The 18,942-nt window shown below is 72.5% G+C and carries 16 protein-coding genes and 2 pseudogenes; 12 read left to right on the top strand and 6 right to left on the bottom strand.

Annotated elements, in window-relative coordinates; genetic code table 11:
* Positions 1–121 precede the first annotated feature (121 nt).
* The gene (locus H1A17_RS16800) at positions 122–1,366 is read right to left on the bottom strand and encodes an MFS transporter (RefSeq protein WP_194822296.1); all 1,245 of its coding nucleotides are present in this window, start codon (positions 1,364–1,366) and stop codon (positions 122–124) included.
* Positions 1,363–2,073 carry a siderophore-interacting protein gene (locus H1A17_RS16805; protein WP_145920098.1) on the bottom strand — a complete coding sequence of 237 codons (711 nt, stop codon included), beginning with the start codon at positions 2,071–2,073 and terminating at the stop codon, positions 1,363–1,365. The genes H1A17_RS16800 and H1A17_RS16805 overlap by 4 nt, the downstream gene beginning before the upstream one ends.
* A 106-nt stretch (positions 2,074–2,179) precedes the next feature.
* Between H1A17_RS16805 and H1A17_RS16810 the strand changes: the two are divergent.
* A pseudogene (locus tag H1A17_RS16810) lies at positions 2,180–4,222 on the top strand (penicillin acylase family protein); the annotation flags it as partial.
* 9 nt (positions 4,223–4,231) lie between these two features.
* Entirely contained in the window at positions 4,232–4,792 is a 561-nt protein-coding gene (locus tag H1A17_RS34480) for a GNAT family N-acetyltransferase (RefSeq protein WP_309236787.1), read from the top strand.
* Positions 4,793–4,930: 138 nt separating this feature from the next.
* Here H1A17_RS34480 and H1A17_RS35835 read toward each other — a convergent pair.
* A pseudogene (locus H1A17_RS35835) lies at positions 4,931–5,693 on the bottom strand (SDR family NAD(P)-dependent oxidoreductase).
* 54 nt (positions 5,694–5,747) lie between these two features.
* Here H1A17_RS35835 and H1A17_RS16820 point away from each other — a divergent pair.
* From H1A17_RS16820 to H1A17_RS16835, 4 genes are all read left to right on the top strand, one after another.
* Positions 5,748–6,350 (top strand): TetR/AcrR family transcriptional regulator, encoded by a 603-nt coding sequence (locus tag H1A17_RS16820; protein WP_194822298.1) that lies wholly within the window; start codon positions 5,748–5,750, stop codon positions 6,348–6,350.
* Between the two features lie 126 nt (positions 6,351–6,476).
* Complete coding sequence (locus H1A17_RS16825; RefSeq protein WP_194822299.1) at positions 6,477–6,752, top strand: hypothetical protein; 276 nt, start codon at positions 6,477–6,479, stop codon at positions 6,750–6,752.
* Positions 6,753–6,926: 174 nt separating this feature from the next.
* Positions 6,927–8,075 (top strand): hypothetical protein, encoded by a 1,149-nt coding sequence (locus H1A17_RS16830; RefSeq protein WP_194822300.1) that lies wholly within the window; start codon positions 6,927–6,929, stop codon positions 8,073–8,075.
* Positions 8,076–8,292: 217 nt separating this feature from the next.
* Positions 8,293–8,520 (top strand): hypothetical protein, encoded by a 228-nt coding sequence (locus H1A17_RS16835; protein ID WP_145920100.1) that lies wholly within the window; start codon positions 8,293–8,295, stop codon positions 8,518–8,520.
* Between the two features lie 46 nt (positions 8,521–8,566).
* On the opposite strand, the gene H1A17_RS16840 is transcribed toward H1A17_RS16835, so the two are convergent.
* A complete protein-coding gene (locus H1A17_RS16840) occupies positions 8,567–9,064 on the bottom strand; it encodes a DinB family protein (protein WP_194822301.1) in 498 nt (165 codons plus the stop codon).
* A gap of 188 nt (positions 9,065–9,252) precedes the next feature.
* Here H1A17_RS16840 and H1A17_RS16845 point away from each other — a divergent pair, with 188 nt between their 5' ends.
* Positions 9,253–9,951: a GyrI-like domain-containing protein gene (locus H1A17_RS16845; protein WP_145920102.1), complete on the top strand. Its 699-nt coding sequence runs from the start codon at positions 9,253–9,255 to the stop codon at positions 9,949–9,951.
* Here H1A17_RS16845 and H1A17_RS16850 read toward each other — a convergent pair.
* Positions 9,936–10,283, bottom strand: coding sequence for a hypothetical protein (locus H1A17_RS16850; RefSeq protein ID WP_145920103.1), 348 nt, complete (start codon positions 10,281–10,283; stop codon positions 9,936–9,938). The two genes, H1A17_RS16845 and H1A17_RS16850, sit on opposite strands and share 16 nt — an antisense overlap.
* Before the next feature lie 370 nt (positions 10,284–10,653).
* Here H1A17_RS16850 and H1A17_RS16855 point away from each other — a divergent pair, with 370 nt between their 5' ends.
* From H1A17_RS16855 to H1A17_RS16875, 5 genes are all read left to right on the top strand, one after another.
* The gene (locus H1A17_RS16855) at positions 10,654–11,121 is read left to right on the top strand and encodes a hypothetical protein (RefSeq protein WP_145922857.1); all 468 of its coding nucleotides are present in this window, start codon (positions 10,654–10,656) and stop codon (positions 11,119–11,121) included.
* A complete protein-coding gene (locus H1A17_RS16860; RefSeq protein WP_145920104.1) occupies positions 11,121–12,518 on the top strand; it encodes a hypothetical protein in 1,398 nt (465 codons plus the stop codon). The genes H1A17_RS16855 and H1A17_RS16860 overlap by 1 nt, the downstream gene beginning before the upstream one ends.
* Positions 12,515–13,912 (top strand): VWA domain-containing protein, encoded by a 1,398-nt coding sequence (locus tag H1A17_RS16865; RefSeq protein WP_228543678.1) that lies wholly within the window; start codon positions 12,515–12,517, stop codon positions 13,910–13,912. Before H1A17_RS16860 ends, H1A17_RS16865 begins: the two co-directional genes overlap by 4 nt.
* A 14-nt stretch (positions 13,913–13,926) precedes the next feature.
* On the top strand, positions 13,927–15,039 hold the full coding sequence (locus H1A17_RS16870) for an AAA family ATPase (RefSeq protein ID WP_194822302.1): 1,113 nt from the start codon (positions 13,927–13,929) through the stop codon (positions 15,037–15,039).
* A gap of 68 nt (positions 15,040–15,107) precedes the next feature.
* Complete coding sequence (locus tag H1A17_RS16875; protein WP_194822307.1) at positions 15,108–17,930, top strand: DUF5682 family protein; 2,823 nt, start codon at positions 15,108–15,110, stop codon at positions 17,928–17,930.
* A gap of 137 nt (positions 17,931–18,067) precedes the next feature.
* Here the strand turns inward: H1A17_RS16875 and H1A17_RS16880 are convergent, their stop codons facing one another.
* Entirely contained in the window at positions 18,068–18,799 is a 732-nt protein-coding gene (locus tag H1A17_RS16880; protein WP_194822303.1) for a hypothetical protein, read from the bottom strand.
* Positions 18,800–18,942 lie beyond the last annotated feature (143 nt).

The raw sequence follows: 18,942 nt of genomic DNA on the forward strand, positions 1-18,942 counted from the left end.
ACGGGGGCGCGGGCGGGACGGTGGCGGGTCAGGTCGTCCCGGTGGCCCAGTTGATCTCGCTGAGTTAGGTTACCCTAACCTAAGTGCTTGTCAATGCCGACACCCCGCCCCGCCCACCGGCTCAGCCGACCGGGGTGACGTCCGGGACCGCCGGCTCGGACGGCCGGATCGCGCCGCCCCGGAACCGGCGCTGGTGCCCCAACCCGACCAGGACACCGACGACGACCAGCACCACCGAGGCGAGCGCCACGGCGGGATACCCGACCCGGTCGGCGGCGGCCAGCCCCACCGAGGCCGCCAGGAACGAACAGATCAGCCCGAACGACGACAGCACGGTGAAGTCGGTGCCCCCGGTGCCCGGCCGCGAATAGTCCATGTTGACCACGTAGAGCACGACGTTGGCCACCGTGTACGCGGCCATGAAGCAGCACAGCGCGGCCACCGTCGCCGCAAGCGGCGCCCGCCCGTTCAGCAACGGCAGCAACAGCACCGTGGAAACCGCGAGCGCCGCTCCCCCGACGACGAGCAGCCGCCCCCGGCCGAACCGGTCCACCCCGACCCCGGCGAGCAGCCCCGCGACGATCGCCGGGGCGCTGATCACCACACCGGTGACCACGCCGATGCGGGCCAGCGACCAGCCCGCGTCGACCAGCGCCGGGGTGACCAGGGCGTAGGCCGCCCCGGCTCCGGTGTAGACCAGCGGCACCACGCCGAAGGTCCACCAGCGGCAACCGGGCTGCCCGAACACCGACAGCAGCGCCCGGTACGCCTGCCCGGCGCCGGCCACCCGGGCGACCCGGTCCGGCTCCCGCAGCCGCCACACCACGAGCAGGCCGACGGCGGTCAACGCGGCCAGCAGGCCGATCGCCGGCACCCAGCCGTACCGGTCGTAGACCAGCACGCACGCGCCGCCGCCGAGCAGGTTGCCCAGGTAGCTGGCGGCGACCTGGATGCCGTTGCCGGCGCCCCTTGTCCCCTCCGACAGCACCCGGACGGCGACCGCGTCGACGGCGATGTCCTGGGTGGCGGAGAGGAAGACGTAGGCGGCGCAGATCGCCACCACCGGGCCGAGCCGCCGGGCCGGGTCGGCGAACGGCAGCAGCGCCAGCAGGGCCAGCACCAGACCGGCCTGCAGCGGCAGCAGCCAGGACCGGTAGTGGCCGTGCCGGCGGGAGCCGTACCTGTCGATCAGCGGAGCCCAGAGGAACTTGACCGGCCAGACCAGACCGACGAACTGGAGCAGCGCCAGGGTGTCCAGCGAGGTGCCGCCGTCACGCAGGATGGCGGTCAACCCGACGGTGATGAACCCGATGCCGAGATACTGCGTGACGTAGAGCGTGGTGAGCGTGCCGAGGCGTCCGGTCACCGGGCGCTCCAGTAACCCAACGCGGTGAGCTGCTGCTTGCCCACGCCGAGGGTGCGCCGCACGTGCCGGGTGAGCGCCCGGGTGCTGCCCGCCTCGCAGGCCAGCCAGTAGTGGGCGTCCGGAGCGGCCGGCAGCTCCGCCCGGACGGTGTCGACGAGCTGCTGCCCGTCCTGCCCGCGCGGCACCCAGGTGACCCGGTGCTGGTCCCCGGCACGCGGGGCGAGCGCCTGCTCCCCGGCGTGGGCGTACTCCAGCCAGACCGTGGCGGGGATGCCGGCGGCGGCGTCGAGCAGGCTGTTCACCGCCGGCAGCGAGGCGGCGTCACCGACCAGGTAGAGGTGCGCGGGGGCCGGGTCGGGCAGGGCGAAGGCGCTGCCCTGGAGGGTGGCCACGATGGTGTCGCCGACCTGCGCGCCGGCCGCCCAGCGGGCCGCGCAGCCGTCGTGCAGGGCGAATTCGAGGCTGAACCGGCCGGCCGCCGGTTCCGGGTCGACCAGGGTGTACGCCCGCTGGTGCGGGCGGCCGGCGTCGTCGAACCAGAGCCGGATCCACATGGTGGGGTGCACCTTGGCCGCCGCCAACAGGCCGCCGTCGTCCATCAGCAGACGCCGGTAGTGGTCGCCGACCGGCTCGGTGCCGCGCACGGTCAGCCGGAAGTCCCGGCCGCCCATGGCCTTGAGCACCAGGGCCTCCCAGTTCCGTTTCACACGCCCTCCAGGTAAGGTCCGCCTAAGTTAGGCGAGGGTAACTTACCTGGGGAGTCCTGTGGAGAGTGGGACCGGCACGGAACCGGGCGGTCGTCCGGCCACCGGCGTGCACCGCGACCGGTGGGGCGTACCGCACCTGTGGGCCGACACCGTCGACGAGCTGGCCCGATGGCAGGGCAGGGTGGCCGCCACCGACCGGGCCTGGCAGCTGGAGGTCGAACGGTGGCGGGCCGAGGGCCGGCTCGCCGCCCACGTCGGACCGACCGAACTCGGCTGGGACCGGTTCGCCCGCCGGGCCCGCCTCGACGACACCGCCCGGCGCTGCTTCGACCGGCTCACCCCGGGCACCCGGCGTTGGGTCACCGCGTACGCCGACGGGGTCAACGACGCGTTGCCGGACGGCGCGGCGGCGGCCCCGGAGTTCGCCGCCACCGGCAGCACGCCCGGCCGGTGGCGACCCTGGTCGCCGCTGGGCGTGTTCCTGGTCCAGCACATCCTGTTCGGCACCTTCCCGCAGAAGCTGTGGCACGCCCACGTCGCCGCCACCCTCGGCCCGCACGCCCGTGACCTGTTCGCCGTCGAAGGGCCCGGCGGCTCCGGCAGCAACGCCTGGGCGCTGCCCGCCGACCCGCTGACCGGCCGCGCGCCGGTCATCGCCGGTGACCCGCACCGGCTACTCGAACTACCCGGCATCTACCAGCAGATCCGGCTCGCCTGCCCCGAGTTCGACGTGGTCGGGCTGGCCTTCCCCGGGGTGCCGGGGCTGCCGCACTTCGGGCACGCCGGTGACGTCGCCTGGGCGGTCACCAACGCCATGGCCGACTACCAGGACCTCTACCGCGAACAGCTCCGCCGCGACGGCGACCGGGTGCTGGTCCGCGACGCCGACGGCTGGGTGCCGGCCCACCGGCACGTCGAGCGGATCGAGGTACGCGGCGGTGCGACCGAGACCGTCGAGGTGATCGAAACCCCGCGCGGGCCGGTGATCGACCACGACCGGCACACCGGCGAGGCGCTCAGCCTGCGCACCCCGACCCGGGTCACCGGGAACCTCGGCTTCGAGGCGCTGCTGCCGCTGCTGCGGGCCCGCACCGCCGACGACGTCGCCGACGCGCTGCGCGGCTGGGTCGAACCGGTCAACAGCGTGCTCGTCGCCGACCGGCACGGCACGGTGCTCCGACTCGTCGCCGGCCTGGTGCCCGAGCGCGACGACCGGTGCCGACGGGAACCGGTGCCCGGCTGGGACCCCCGCTACCGGTGGCGCGGCGACTACGCAACGGCCAAGCCCGTCGAGGTCGGCGAGCCGGTGGTCTGCGCCAACGACCGGCGCGACGACACCGCCGCGCTCGGCGTCGACTTCGCCCCGCCGCACCGGGCCCGCCGCATCCGTGACCTGCTCGCCGACGGCGTCGCCGCCCCCGACGTCCACCTGGACACCCGGCGCGGGTCGACGGTCCTGCGGGACCTGCTCGCCCGGCTCGACCCGACGCCGCTGAGCGCGCCGGCCCGACGGCTGCGGGAGCGGCTGACCGGATGGGACGGTCGGATGGCCGCCGACAGCGAGGACGCCGGGGCGTTCGCCGCCTGGCGGGCCGCGCTGGTCCACCGGTTGGCCGCGCACCCCGCGCTGGGGCCGTTGCACTCCCCCGGCGGCTTCGACCCGCTGTTCGCGCCGTGGACCGACCCGCTGGCCCGCATCGGGCACGCCGTGGAGGGGGTGGTCGCCGGGCTGCCCCGCCTCGGCGGCGAGGTCGAACCGCTCGCCGTCGCCGCCCTGGAGGACGTCGCCGCCGCCGACCCGGCCGGGGCCTGGGGGCGGCGACACCTGCTGCACCCGCTGCACCTCGGGGTGTCCGACGCGGTCACCGAACGGGTCGCCGCGATGCGGGCGGCCACCACGCTCGGCGGTGACACCGACTGCGTGCTGGCCACCTCCAGCGTCCCCGGGGTCTCCGACGCATGCTGGCGCGGGCCGGTCGCCCGGTACGTGTGGGACCTCACCGACCGGGCGGCGAGCCGCTGGATCGTCCCCTTCGGCGTGTCCGGCCGCCCCGACGACCCGCACTTCGCCGACCAGTTGCCGCTGTGGGCCACCGGTGGGCTGATCCCCGTCGGCACCGACTGGCACACCCTGACCGCACCCCGAGACGAGGACCCCGTGACCTACCAGGAGCAGATCCCCGGCTTCGGTGAGCTGACCCTCACCGTGGTCGACCCGGCCGCCCACGCCACGCTGCTGCACGGCTGGGTGACCGAGCCCCGCGCGACGTTCTGGGGCATGGGGTCGTACACCGTCGAGGAGGTACGCGAGGTCTACACGTTCGTCGACGGCCTGAGCACCCACCACGCGTACCTGATCGGGTTGGACGGCACACCGGTGGGCCTGTTCCAGACCTACCAGCCGGAGGCCGACCCGGTCGGGGAACGCTACCGGGTACGCCCCGGCGACATCGGCATGCACCTGCTGCTCGCCCCGGGCCGCCGGCCCCCGCGCGGGCTCACCGACGCGATCGGCCCGGCGCTGGCCCGGTTCCTGTTCCGCGACCCCACCCGGCTGCGGATCGTGGTCGAGCCCGACGTGCGCAACCGGTTCGCGCTGCGCCGGCTGGAACGCGAGGGGTTCACCTTCGCCGACGAGATCGACATGCCCGACAAGCGCGCGCAGTTGGCGTTCCTCACCCGGGAGCGGTTCGCGGCGAACCACCCCGTCCCGGCGTGAACCAACCAGCGGCCGTACGGCGGGGCGGACCCGGCCGGCGCGGCGCCGCGGCATCCGGGCGGTGCCCGGCGGGTGTCGACCACACGGGCGGGCCCGGCCTCGACGTGGTGCGACGGACCGGCTGCGCTGGCGCGGTGCTCAGCTGCGGGGGCCCAGGAAGAGGCCGCCGCTGGTGTCGAGGACCTGCCCGGTGACCCAGCGTGCGGCGTCGGAGGCGAGGAACGCGACCACGTCGGCGACGTCACCGGGAGCACCCAGCCGGTCGAGGGCCGTCATCGAGGTGATCAGGTCGGCCAGGCCCGGCGCGGCGAAGGCCGGTCCGTTGGTCGCGGTCCGGGTGGCGCCCGGCGCGACCGCGTTCACCGTGACGCCCCGGGGCCCGAGCTGGTTGGCCAGGGCCAGGGTCATCGTCTCCACCGCACCCTTGGTCATGGCGAACGACGTCTGGCCGGGGTTGGCCATCCGGGTCGCCACCGACGAGATCGTGATGATCCGGCCGCCGTCACTTAGCAGCGGCAACGCCCGTTCGATGATGAAGTACGGCGCGCACGTTGACCGCGAACAGCCGGTCGAAGGCGGCCCGGGGGGTGCCGCCGAGCGGGCCGGCGGGCGGCGCTGCCGCGTTGTTGACGAGGATGTCCAGCGGCCGCCCGGCCAGGCTCGCCGCCACCCCGGCGAACAGCGTCTCGACATCTCTGTCCACGCCGAGTTCCGCGCGGACGGCGTACGCCGTCCCGCCTTCGCGCCCGATCCGGTCGACCGTCTCCCGTGCGCCGTGCTCGTCGGCACCGTAGTGCGCGATGACAGCCGCTCCCCGACCGGCCAGCCGGATCGCGATCGCCTGTCCGATGCCCCGGGACGCCCCGGTCACCAGGGCGGTCCTGCCACTCAGGTCCCCCATGAAGTGAGTTGCTCCCAACTTGGTAGTTACTATCACTGCGGTAGTGTCTATCAGGTGAACGAGCGGCACTCAACCCTGCGGGACCAGCGACGGGCCGAGACGCAACGCCTGATCCAGGCGCACGCGGTGCGGTTGTTCACCGGGCGCGGCTACGACGGCACGACGGTGAACGACGTCGCGGCGGCGGCGGGGGTGTCCCCGATGACGGTCTACCGGCACTTCCCGACCAAGGAGGACCTCGTACTGGCCGACCAGAACGGGCCACTGGTCGCCGAACGCATCGCCGCGACGCCGGCCGGCCAGCCCCTCGTCCGCCGGATCGGCACCGCGCTCGTTGAGTCAGCACGTACTCTGACCGCTGGCGACGACCGGTTCCTGCTGGCCCGCCTGCGGCTGATGATCTCGACGCCCGCCCTGCGTGCCCGCCACCTGGACAACCACCACCTGCTGCAAGAGGCCATCGTGGCGGGACTCGGCGACGAGGCCGGCGACCTGGAGGCGGCCTTCCACGCCACGGCGGCGGCCAGCGCCTGCCTGGCCGTCATGCACACCGCGCTGGTGCGGTGGGCCCAGGACGACGGACGCACCGACCTGGCCGACCTGATCGCGGAGGCGCTCGCGGCGGCCTTCGGCGATGACCCGTCGCGCCCGGAGTGAGCAACGGCCCGCCCGGCCGGGGCTGCCGTCGACACTGCGACGCCCCACCGGTGCGCGCTGAAGACCGCCAGCGGGCTCCGTTCTCCGCAGCACCTCACATGGTCCGCTGTTCGTACGATCGGCATGGTGAGAGACACATCGTGGATCACAATGTGTGCCGCAGCACTGCTCCTTGTCGCCCTCGCACTGTCCGCCCTGTTTCTGCGGCGGCGGATCACGATGGGACGCAAGGGCCATCCGGACGACACCGACGTGATGCGTACGGCTCGCCACGCCATTCACGAAAGCGCAGGCGACCGGCGTCGTCGGGAGCGCGGCAGCCTGCGCGGCAAGGGGTACGGCGGGAACAACGCTCGGGCCTACGATGCCGGCTTCACGAGCGACAGCGGCGGCATGCCATAGCCTGCCGTGGTGACCGGTCCGGTACTGCGGTGCGCGGCGGGCTGCGCCTCGGTAGCAGATCCGGACAGACTGCCCTCGCATCGTTTCCGGTGAGGTGGCGGGCCCTCGCGGGCTCGCATCGGACCCGGAACATGCACGTGACCAGGTCACTCCGTTGACAGAAAGGCAGCCCCCATGACGGTCCTCACCCAGAACCTGGATGAGGTAAGACTCTGCAGTCACTGCGACAACGCACAACGGGGGGAGGCGGTCCCCACAGCTGCGCTCGCAATCTCCACCCGCCTGACGCCCTACACCGCGCTGCCGCGAAGGCTGCCGTGGTTCGCGGGAGAACGCTGGCGCGAGCGTCTCGCCAACGTGCTGATCTTCGCGGTGGTACCAACGGCACTGTTCTGGGCCTGGTACCTCGCTGACGGCAACAACCACATTCCACCGCAGTACGACCTCCTATTCTTCACAGTTCCGCTGTCCGCGCTCTTCACGCTCATCGGACCAATTGCCTTCCAGCAGGGGGAGTTCGTCTACGAACGCCTTCTTCGCACAATTTCGCAGGAGGGCACCGAGGGCGGATGGAGCATCGCGGAAATCCAGCAGAGAGTCGACCAACTGGATCGGCTCTATTATCGGATCACGATCCCGCTGTCCGGCGCGGCGACCGTGGCCACTGGATACGTCTTCTACCAGATCCGGGACATCGCACCGATCAAAGGCACCGCTGCCACACTTGGCGCACTCGTCGTCCTCGCCTTCACGGGCCTCACGACCGGAACGGGCCTGTGGGGCGCCGCTAAAGTCGCCCTCATCGTCAACACGATCACCAAGACCGCAGATCCGAAGTGGTCACCGTTCCGCGAGTCACAAGGCATCCATGAGCTGTTCAGATTCGCCTGGTCCACCGGGGTGCTTTTCAGCCTCAGCAACATCACCGTCCCCGCACTCCTGGTGGTCATGCCCCGCCTCCCTCAATCCGCGAAGGTCATCTCCATTAGTTTCATCACTCTCACCTTTGTGGGCGGGATACTGCTGTTCACCCTCACCTCACGATGGCTGTTCGCCTTGACCAGCAGGGAGCATGACCAGGAACTGGAGCGACTCGCTCCCACGCTCGAGCGGTTCGCCGATCAGATACCGGCGGTTTTCAACATGTCGACCAGCGAAGTCATCAGGCTGCGCCATGGGCTCGAGGCAACGCTGCTGCTCCGCCAGCAGATCGAACAGACCACTCCTGCCCCGATCTCCCACCGGACCGTGCTCGCAGCCACCACGACGCTGGTGATACCGGTCATGCTCACCCTGCTCCAGACCATCGCCTCGAAACTCTGATCATTTCCGACTGCCAGTGACCCCACAGGAACGTCCACCGTGACAGGTTGGCAATGCCGTGATCGAGCACACAGGACAGTTCGGTACCGACGTATCTGTCGACCACCTCGACGCGACAGCCGCTGCAGTCAGCAGTCGCCGTGGCCACACCGACGAGGTCCGCCACGGTCACGTAATCCGGTCGCCTGCGGGCCGGCGGGCGGGGGACGATGTAACTATGTCCGGCACACCCGAAGGGTTCACCTACCGCCTGCGCAAGAACGGCGACGTGGAGCTGCTGCACCACGGCCGCCTCGCCACCGTGCTGCGTGGCGTCGCGGCGACCCGGTTCCTGACCGACGTGGACGGCGACGACCCGCAGGAGCTGATGGCCCGCCTCACCGGCAACTACCGGCACGGCAACGAACGGACCGCCAAGCGGCACCCCCGCAACCGGGGCCGCTGACCCCCCGGCCCGCACCCGCCCTGGCCGGGGCGTGCACCGGGGACGGTCAGCCGTCGACGATCTGCTCGCGGAGGATGTCGGCGTGCCCGCAGTGCTGGGCGAGTTCGCGGAGCACGTGCAGATACACCCACCGCAGCGGGACCGGGCCCATCCGGTGCCCGGACAGGACGTCGTCGAGGTCCAGCGTCGCCGTCGCCCGGCGGGACGCCGCGCAGGCATCCCGGTACGCGTGCCGGACACTGGCGATCGTGTCGCCGTCGTCGAGCACGAACGACTCCTCCGACGCGGCGGGGATGCCCAGCTCGGCGCGCGACCGGCCGGTGACGGCCTCGTCGAACCAGACCCGCTCCACGAAGGTCGCGTGTTTCACCAGGCCCAGCAGCGTGGTCCGGGAAGCCACCAGCGACCGGCGCGCCTGTTCCTCGGTCAGCCCCTCCAGGCGGCCGTCGAGCGCGGCGCGATGCTCGTCGAGGAACGCCTCGAACTGCGCACGCAGCGGCTGGGCGACGACGGCTTCGGCGAAGGTCGGCGGAAAGGCGGGCATGCGGCACAGCATCCCAGACACGCCGGTCGGTCGGCTGCCCGGGAATCCCTCTGACATAGTGTCGGTCGGTCGCGGCACGGACGTCCAGCGGCCGACGGACCGCCGGGAGGGAGGGTAGGAAGCATGACGAGGTGTCCGGTCCCGTCCAGTGCCGGGCCGACAGGTCACTCCCCGGGCGGCGTCGACCGATGGCGGTGACGGACCCCGCCGACGGAAAGGTCGACTTCCGGCGGACCCTGGACGCCTACCGGGCGCAACGGGGCCGGTTCCGGCTGGTCGACGTGCCCGACATGCGGTACCTGATGGTCGACGGCCGGGGCGATCCCAACAGCTCACCGGCCTTCTCCGGGGCGGTCGAGGCGCTCTATCCCGTGGCGTACCGGGTGAAGTTCGCCAGCAGGCGGGAACTCGGGCGGGACTACGTCGTCCCACCGCTGGAGGGCCTGTGGTGGGCCGAGGACATGGCGTCCTTCACCACCGTGCGGGACAAGTCGCGGTGGCGCTGGACGCTGATGCTCATGGTCCCCGACTGGATCGCGCCGGGCATGGTCACCGCCGCCGTCGCGCAGGTCGGGGCGAAGCGGCCACCCGGACGGCTGGACGACGTCCGCCTGGAGCGACTGGCCGAGGGGCGGTGCGTGCAGACCCTGCACGTCGGCTCCTTCGACGACGAGGCCGCCGTGCTCGCCCGTCTGCACGACGAGTTCGTCCCCGCCCACCGGCTGCGCCTGACCGGCACCCACCACGAGATCTACCTGAGCGACTTCCGCAGGGTCGCCCCCGACCGGAGGCGCACCATCCTGCGTCAGCCGGTCGTCGACGACACCCGGCCCGTCGGGGATCGTCGCGGGGCTGCCGCCGACGGCAGCGGTCAGCCGGCGCGGTAGCTCAGGTGGTAGCCCGTCGGCCAACTGTGCAGGTTGTTGAGTTCGGCGGCCGGGCCGGTGCAGTCGGTCGTCCGGTAGCCGGACACGGAGTGGAAGCCCCCGCTCCAGGCGAGCAGCCAGGTCGCGTCGGCCGGGACGGGACGGCAGACGCCGTCGGGCGTGGCCTGCCGACCGACCACCTCGGTCGGATAGCTGGAGTAGAAGACCAGTCCCGTGTCGGGGCTCTGGACGGGCTCGCCGGCGGTCGCGGACGACGCCGGCAGCATCGCGGTGAGCACGACACCCAGGGCGACGGCGAGACCTGCGGCTGATCGGTGGGCGGTGGCGCGCATGGCGGTCTCCTTCGGTACGGCTGCGGTCCGTGACCCGGCGCGAACCACATAAAGTGACGATAATCGATATAACGATCCGTCGTGACAGGTGCGGTGTCAAGGAGCCGGGACGGGGCGGCGGCCTGCCGATGGTGGCGTCGGGACCCCGGAGAGTGACGGAACGGCCGGCCGGTGCCGCCGGTCGGACCGGACCGCGGGACGGGGCGACGGGAGGCCGTGGAAGTGTCGTACCCGTGGGCCATGATCTTGTGGTCACGGCGACGCCGGCCCGGCCGGCGCGCGCCATCAACCATGGTCGACGCCGGTGTTCCGGCGGGTGGGAGGACGTGCGGTGACGGACGCTGACGAGGCCGCGTGGCGGCGGCGGAGCGTGGTGGCGGTGGTGCCACCGGCCCGGCCCCGCAAGCTGGCCAAGGTGCCCTTCGTCGAGCTGGCCGACGGACGGTTACAGGGTGTGGTGTCCAGCGGTTCCGACATCGAGCGGGTGTACGTCTCGTCGGTGACCGCCGGTAGCCACGCCTACCACTGCAGCACCAACAACAACCGGCCCTGCGGCGGGCTGCGCGGCGCGCCCTGCAAGCACCTGGAGGCCCTGGCCGACGAGGCCGTCCTCCAGTACGGCGTCGACCGGGTCGCCCGCTACCTGCGGGTCGACGCCGGTGACGGCACGCAGACCGGGGTCGACCTGCTGTCCCGGCTGGACGCCCGGCACGAGCCGACCTCCGCCGCCGTGGTGTTCAGCCGGTTCCTGCGCCACCTGGCCTACCTCGAACTCCCGACCAGCACCACGGCACTGCCCGAGCTGCACTGGTTCCCGTCTACCGGGGCAGGTCGCTGATGCTCGGCACGCAGCTGGCGCAGCTGCACGGCAGCGCCCCCACCGGGCTGGCCGACGCCGACGACGTGGTCGCCGGATTCGACGGGGCCCTGCTGCGGGGCTTCGCCCGGGTCGGCGAGGCGGACGCCACCGCGCTGACCGCTCTGGCCGGCGCGGTCGCGGGCACGCCGCTGGGTGAGCGGGTCGCCGAGGCGGTGGGCAAGGTGACCGCCGGTTCCGTCGGGCAGGAGCACCTGGCCGCCCTGGCCGGGGCCCGCACGGCGCTGCTGGGCGCGACCCACGACGCCCTGACCGCCCGGTTCGACGCCGCCCTCGGGCGGGACCGCACGGCGTGGACGGCACCCGCCGGTGAGCCCGCCGACGGCTCCCCCGCCCGCGCCGCCGCCCGGTCCTGGCTGCACGAGACGGCGCTGGCCGGGTGGCGGGGCGTCGACCACGAGCTGCTCTCCGCCGTCGGCACACCGGTCGAGGCGGCGCTGGCCGAGCCGGGGGCGCGACGGCTGGCGGTGCTGCTCGACGGGCTCGCCGCCGAGCTACGGGCCGGGTTGCCGGTGGCCACCATGGCGCAGCCGCCGGTACGCCGCTGGGCGGACCTGTGGGCCCGTGGCGTGCTGCTGGCCCAGGACGGACCGGCCCCCGACGCGGCGGCCGACGCCGGCCGGGTCACCGGTCGGCTGCTGCCGCTCGGGGTCGACGTCCACGAGCATGAGACCGCCGTCCAGGTGCAGCTGCACGCGATCCTCGAACCGACCGACGCCGGCACGCCCCGGCTGGTCCGGGTGACGGTGGGCGCGGCGAAGGTCGCCACGATCGGCGGCCCGGCGGTGTGGCGGCTGCTGTCGGCGTACCCCGTGCTGCTCACCGCGATCGCGCAGCGGCGGGCGCTGACCGTGACCGACCTGCCGGCGTACGGCGGCGACCTGCACTGGGTCGACGAGCGGGCGCAGGCCGGCGAGCCCGCCGACCCGTTCGCCACCGCGCGGGTGCTGCTGGGCACGGCGACGGCGGCGGCCACCGCACCGCTGGACCGGCACCCGGCGGCGATCGCCGAGCCGGTGCTGCTGGAGGGTTACACCGTCCACGACGGCGGGGCGACCGTCGACCTCGACGGGCAGCGCCTGGCGGTCGCCCTGGACCGGCTGCCGGCCGGCGGGCCGCTCACCCCGGCGCTGGTCGCCGCCTCGTCGTCGTGCCTGGGCCTGGTCCGTTTCGACGGCGGCCGGTGGCTGGTGCAGCCGCTGGCGGTGCAGGCCGCCGTCAAGCGCCGGCCGGTCGAGGCGCACAACGGCGACTGGGCCGACGGAGTGACCGACCCGAAGGTGGCCAAGGCCGAGGCCAGGGCGGGCGACGCCGTGGCCGTGCTGCGCGAACGCGCGGGACGGTTGCTGCGCCGATGAGCGACCCGACCCCGACGACCGACGCCGTGCCCCCCACCGACGCCGTGAACCCTGGTGACGCGGTGACCCCGGGTGACCTCGCTGCCGCCAACCGCCGGCAGGTGCTCTACTGGCGGCTGCTGGGGCGGCTCTTCGACCCCGACGAGCAGCCCACACTGGAGGCGGCGAGCGTGGCCGTCGTCGACGACCTCGACCTGCCCGCCGTGCTGCTGGACCCGACCGTGTCGGTGGACACCGTCGTGCAGCGTTTCCCCGCGCTCGCCGACGAACTGCGGGGGCTGCTCGCCCCCGACCCGGCCGACGCCCCCGACGTCGGGACGCACCGGCCCGGCGAGGCCGAGGTGCGCCGGGCCGCGCTGGTGTCGAAGCTGCTGCTCAACGTCTTCGGCACCGGGTCCGGGCCGGTCAGCGCCGGCCAGTTGGCCGGCTGGCAGGCCGACGCCGGCTGGTTCGCCCAGGCGCTCGGCACCACCGGAGAGGAGCTGCGTCGGCAGGGCGGCGGCGGGTTGGGCGCCACCCTCACCGCCCTGGAGGGCGACCTGGTCCGCCGGATGCACCTGCGGGAGGTGCTGGCCGACCCGAAGCTGGCCGCCCAGCTCACCCCCAGCATGTCGCTGATCGAGCAACTGCTGCGGGACAAGTCCAACCTGTCCGGGGTGGCGCTGGCCAACGCGAAGTCGCTGATCCGGCGGTACGTCGACGAGGTCGCCGAGGTGCTGCGGACCCAGGTCGAGCAGACCAGCGTCGGCACGATCGACCGCTCGGTGCCGCCGAAGCGGGTGTTCCGCAACCTCGACCTCGACCGCACCATCTGGCAGAACCTCACCAACTGGAGCCCGGAGGACGAGCGCCTCTACGTCGACCGGCTCTACTTCCGGCAGACCGCCCGCAAGACCACCCCGTCCCGGCTGATCGTGGTGGTGGACCAGTCCGGGTCGATGGTCGACTCGATGGTCAACTGCACCATCCTCGCCTCGATCTTCGCCGGGCTGCCCAAGGTGGACGTGCACCTGATCGCGTACGACACCCGGGCGTTGGACCTGACCCCGTGGGTGCACGACCCGTTCGAGGTGCTGCTGCGCACCAAGCTCGGCGGCGGCAACGACGGGCCGGTGGCGATGGCGATGGCCCGCCCCAAGATCGTCGAGCCGCGTAACACGGTAATGGTGTGGATCTCGGACTTCTACGAGTTCGACCGCTCCCAGCCGCTGTTCGACGGCATCGAGGCGGTGCACCGCTCCGGGGTGCGGTTCATTCCGGTCGGCTCGGTCAGCAGCTCCGGCCAGCAGAGCGTCAACCCCTGGTTCCGGCAGCGCCTCAAGGACCTGGGCACCCCGGTGCTCTCCGGTCACATCCGCAAACTCGTCTTCGAGCTCAAGAGCTTCCTCACCTAGGAGAATCACCCCTCATGTCCGAGATGTTGCGTGCCCCCGCCGAGGTCAAGTACGCCGACGAACTCGACTACCTGGAGTCGGTCGACACCGGCCCGAAGCCGTTCTCGTGGCGGCTGAGCCCGCGCATGGTGCGGCTGTTCGTCCTCGGCTCGGAACGGGCCGACGGTCTGGAGCGGGAGATCCCGCAGAAGTGGTTCGGTGACCGCAGTTTCGTCGAACGCAGCATCGTGACCCTGGCGTCGGACCGGGGCCTGCTGCTCATCGGCGACCCCGGCACCGGCAAGAGCTGGCTGGCCGAACTGCTGGCCGCCGCGATCTGCCGCAACTCCACGCTGGTGGTGCAGGGCACCGCCGGCACCACCGAGGACCACATCAAGTATTCGTGGAACGTCTCGATGGTCATCGCCAAGGGGCAGTCCCGCGAGTCGATGATCCCGTCGCCGATCATGACGGCGATGGAGCAGGGCGTGGTGGGCCGCTTCGAGGAGCTGACCCGCTCCACCAGCGACGTGCAGGACGCGTTGATCTCCATCCTGTCGGAGAAGTACGTCTCCATCCCCGAGCTGAACGACGACAACATCGTCTTCGCCCAGCCCGGTTTCTCGATCATCGCCACCGCGAACAGCCGGGACCGGGGCGTCAACGACCTGTCGTCGGCGTTGAAGCGCCGGTTCAACTTCGTCCGCATCCCGGTGGTCACCAACAAGCGCAGCGAGGCGGAGATCGTCCGGTTCCGCACGGAGGAACTGCTGCGCCGGCACCGCATCGAGCTGGACGTGCCGCCCACCCTGCTGGACATCCTGCTACAGAGCTTCGCCGACCTGCGGGCCGCCGCCGCGTCGGCGACCAGCGACGACGAGAAGCTGGAGTCGGCGCTGTCCACCGCCGAGCAGATCGGGGTGCTGGAGGACGCCATCCTGCACAGCCAGTTCTTCGGCGACCGGGCCCTGCGGGTGGAGACGCTGGCCGCCTCGCTGATGGGGTCGCTGGCCCGGCGCAGCCCGGAGGACCTGGCGATCCTCAACAAGTACCTGCACGGGGTGGTGGAGCCCCGGGCCAAGCAGCACGGCGAGGGCTGGGCCGGCTTCCTCGACGGTGGTCGCCAGGCGATCGCCTCGCTGTCGTGACCACCGCCCACACCGGCACCGCCGCGCCGCCCGGTGTCACCCGGCCCGCGACCGCCGGTGCCGACGGGATGGCCGCCGGGCCGTTCGGGGCGCTGCGTGAACAGCTCACCGACGCGGCGGCCACGTTCGCCGGTTCCGCCGACGCGCTGGCCGGCATCCTCGCCGGCATCGTCGACGACGTCGACCGGGCGTTGGGCGAGCGGTTGGAGATCTTCCCGGTCTGTCACCACTCGCCGGCCTCGGCGCTGGCGATGGTGCGCCGGCTGCGGCACAAGCAGCCCAAGGTGATCTACCTGGAGCTGTGCGAGGATCTCCAGCCGCTCCTGGGCGAGCTGCGCAACTGCCGGCTGCCGGTGGCGTTGCAGGCGTTCGCCTCCGAGCTGGACGGTTTCCCCGCCGAGTGGGGGCCGCTGAGCGTGGTCGCCCCGGTCACCGAGGCGTCCGCCGAGTACCAGGCGATCGCGTACGCGCTGGAGACGCCCGGGGTGGAGCTGGTGCTGGTGGACCGTTCCACCGACCACGTCTTCCAGTGGTCGCCGCGCGGCGACGCCGGGGCGGCCACCGACACGCCGGCCGACACCGCGCCGGAGGCGCCGGCCGGCGACGCCGGTGAGCAGGCGGCGTTGCACGGCGACGCGGTCGGCGTGGAGCTCGGCGACCTGCGGCCCCGGTTCGCCGAGCTGGAGGCGTACCTGCTGCACCACGGCAAGGTGCGGCACTGGTCGGAGTGGTGGGACCAGTACGTCGAGCGTCCCCTCGCCGACGCCGACCACGACACCTACCGGCAGGTCATGGTGCTGATCGGCAGCCTGTTCCGCCGGCTACGGCCGGCCGGGTCGGACCGTACCGACCGCGACGAGGACCGGGAACGCTACATGTGGACCCGGATGCGCGAGCACCTGGCCGCGTCCGGGGCCGAACCGGCGGACTGCCTCTACGTGTGCGGCGCGTTCCACGCCGCCAGCCGGGTCGAGCAGTTCGGCCTGGACTCCCCCGCCCCGGACTTCGCGATCACCCCCCGCACCGGCACCCGCTGGCGGTACGGGCTGATCCCGTCGAGCCACTCGGCCATCGAGGCGCAGTTCGGGCTGGCGCCGGGGTCGGTGTCGATCGCCGCCGCCAACTGGACCAGGGCGGTGGGCGGGTCGGGCCTGACGCCGTACCGGCTCGACGGTCAACGGGGCGGCAAGGGCGGCCGGGGCCGACGGAAGGCCGCCCCGCCGGTCGCCGCGCCGGCCGGTCCGGTCGCCGACCGGCTCACCGGGTTCCTCGCCGCGCCACCGGCGCTCGACGGGCTGGACGAGGCGGAGCTGCGCGGTTGGTGCGTGGACATCGTCCGGTTGGCCCGCCGCAACGGGTACCTGGCCAGCACGGCCGACGCGATCGCGGTGTTCGAGACCTCGATCCTGCTGGCCGGGTTGCGCAACCGGGCCCGGCCCACCCCGTACGACTTCGCCGACGCGGCGGTGACCTGCATCGAGAAGGACGTCGTGCCGGGGCGGCGGGACGTGCGGCGGCTCTGCGAGATCCTGCTCGGCGGGGACCGGATCGGGCAGGTCGGCTACGACGCCCTGCCGCCGCTGGCCCGCGACGTGCTCGACCGGCTCCAACCCCTCGGCCTGGACCTGGAGAAACGCACCATCCAACGGGCCCTGCTCGACCTGCACGCCACCCCGGCGCTGGCCGGCTGCTCGGATCTGCTGTGGATGCTGCGGCACCTGCTGCCCGACGACGCGGTCCGCCCGATCATGGGTGAACGCCGGTTGGGGCACCGGTCGATCCAGGAGAGCTGGGACCTGGCGTTGGGCCGGCACCAGCGGGCGCTGATCGAGCTGGGCTACGAGGGGGTGACCATCGAGCAGGTGCTGGAACAGCGGCTGCGGCGGTCGGTCCGCGGTCCCGACGCGACGGCCGCCGGCGCCCTCGCCGCCGTGGAGGACGCCATCCGGTTGCTGGACAGCCCCCGGCTGGTCGACGAGTTGGGTGCGCGGGCCGTGGAGCTGCTGGCGGCCGAGCGGACCGTCGACGACGCGCCGGAGGTGCTGCGGCGCATCCGCCGGTTGCTGGCCCACCACCGGGCCACCGCGCCGGACCTGCCGGCCTGGTGCGCGGCGTTCGTGACCGTCGGGTACGCGCACTACTGCACCCTGCTGCCGACCGCGTTCGTCGAGGAGGAGACCGGGGTCCGGCAGGTCGGAGCGATGCTGGGCTTCCTGTTCAGCATGGAGAGCCTGGCGCTGTCGCTGGGGTGCGACCGGTCCCAGCTCGAACTCGCGGTGGCCCAGTCGCATCCGGAGAGCCCGGCGAAGGTGGCCCTGCTCTGGGCGGCCCGGCACCAGCTCGGTCTGCTGCCGCTGGCCGAGCTGCGGCAGCGCTGCGCCGACCTGCTGGGTAACCCGCTGGTGGTGCCGGCCTTCCCGAGGTACCTCTCCGGTTTCGTGCACGCGTTGGAACCGGTGCCGGGCCTCGCGCCGTTCGTGGTGGAGACGATGTCCACCGCCTTCGCCCGGTTGCCCGACCCGGTACTGCTGCCCTGGCTACCCACGCTGATCACCACGCTGCGGGAGCACGGCCCGGAGCTGGTGCCGCTGCTGGTGCGGGAGGCCGCGCGCACCTTCCCGGGGACGCTGCCCGAGCTGGACGCCTGGGTGCCGCCCTGGCTGGGGCCGCCGCCCGGTCCCGCCCCGACGGCCCGTGCGGCCGCGCCGACGGGGCAGGTGCACGGCCTGCTCGCCGCGCATCCGCAGACGGTGGACGCGGTCGCCGGGTTGCTGGGTTGCGACGGCGGTTGGTCGGAGCCGGTCGACGCGCCGCCGGGCTCGGCGGCGACGACGCTGCTGCTCGCCCATCCGGACACCGTGGGGGCGGTGTCGGTGCTGCTCGGCGGCTGAGGACCGGCCGGCGCGCCGGGTGGTGGCCCGGCGCGCCGGCCGGTCGCCCGTTCGGTGCCGCCACCGCGGGTGCGGTGGCGGCACCTCCACGGCCCGGTCACCGGGTGGGGTCGCCGGGGTTGCGGGTCAGGTCCGGGTCACGGGGTGTACGTCACGCCCGGGTAGTCGGCCTGCGCCTGGACGAACTGCGCCTGCCAGTCGGTGGGCCAGCCGCCGAACGCGGTGGTGGCCAGCGGCTTGAGGCTGACGCCGGCCGCGCCGCTCCAGAAGTGCACGAACTCCCCCCAGTTGAGGTCCCGGGCGTAGACGCCGTCGAACTGGTGGAAGTGCTGGGACAGCAACTGGAAGAACTTGTTGAGCACGACCTTGCCGCCGTAGTTCTGGTAGATCGGGTAGAACCAGTCCCGGAACCAGTAGGTGTTGGCGACGGGGAAGTTGTCCGAGGTGAGCAGCTTCGCGTTCTTCCAGCGGGTGGCGTCGGTGGTGCGGCCGGTGCCGACGTAGCAGTCGTACTGGAAGATCTCGGCCCACTTGCTGTCGCCCCAGAGGGCGTACGCGGGTGAGCCGTTCACCCCGAACGCGGTGAACTCGACGGTGTGGTTCATCTCGTGGGAGATCACGTCCTCGTTGAGGTCGGTGTTCCCCCAGCCGCCGCCGCTCATGTCGTTGACGTCGCGGAATGCCGTGTTGGGGTCGAACTGGCTCAACGCGAACCCGCCCGATCCCGCGTCGTCGTGCAGCACCTCATACAGCCGTTGACCGCTGAGGTTGCCGTAGTTGGCCTGGACGTACTCCCAGATCTGTTTGGCGTAGTCCTTCACCCAGGTGAGGTCGGTCGAGGCCAGTCCCGGATCGCGGTAGACGGCCACGTTGGCGTCGTAGTAGTACAGATCTTGAATGGTCAGGTTGTGTCGGGTTCGAGGGTCAGGCCGGTGTGGGCGAGGAAGCTGTCGAGTAGGTCGGTGCGGTACTGGATGCTCTTGAGTCGGTGTTTGATGATCGCCTGGAGGTG

The organism is Micromonospora sp. S-DT3-3-22 (assembly GCF_015354745.1).
GTDB lineage: Bacteria > Actinomycetota > Actinomycetes > Mycobacteriales > Micromonosporaceae > Micromonospora > Micromonospora wenchangensis.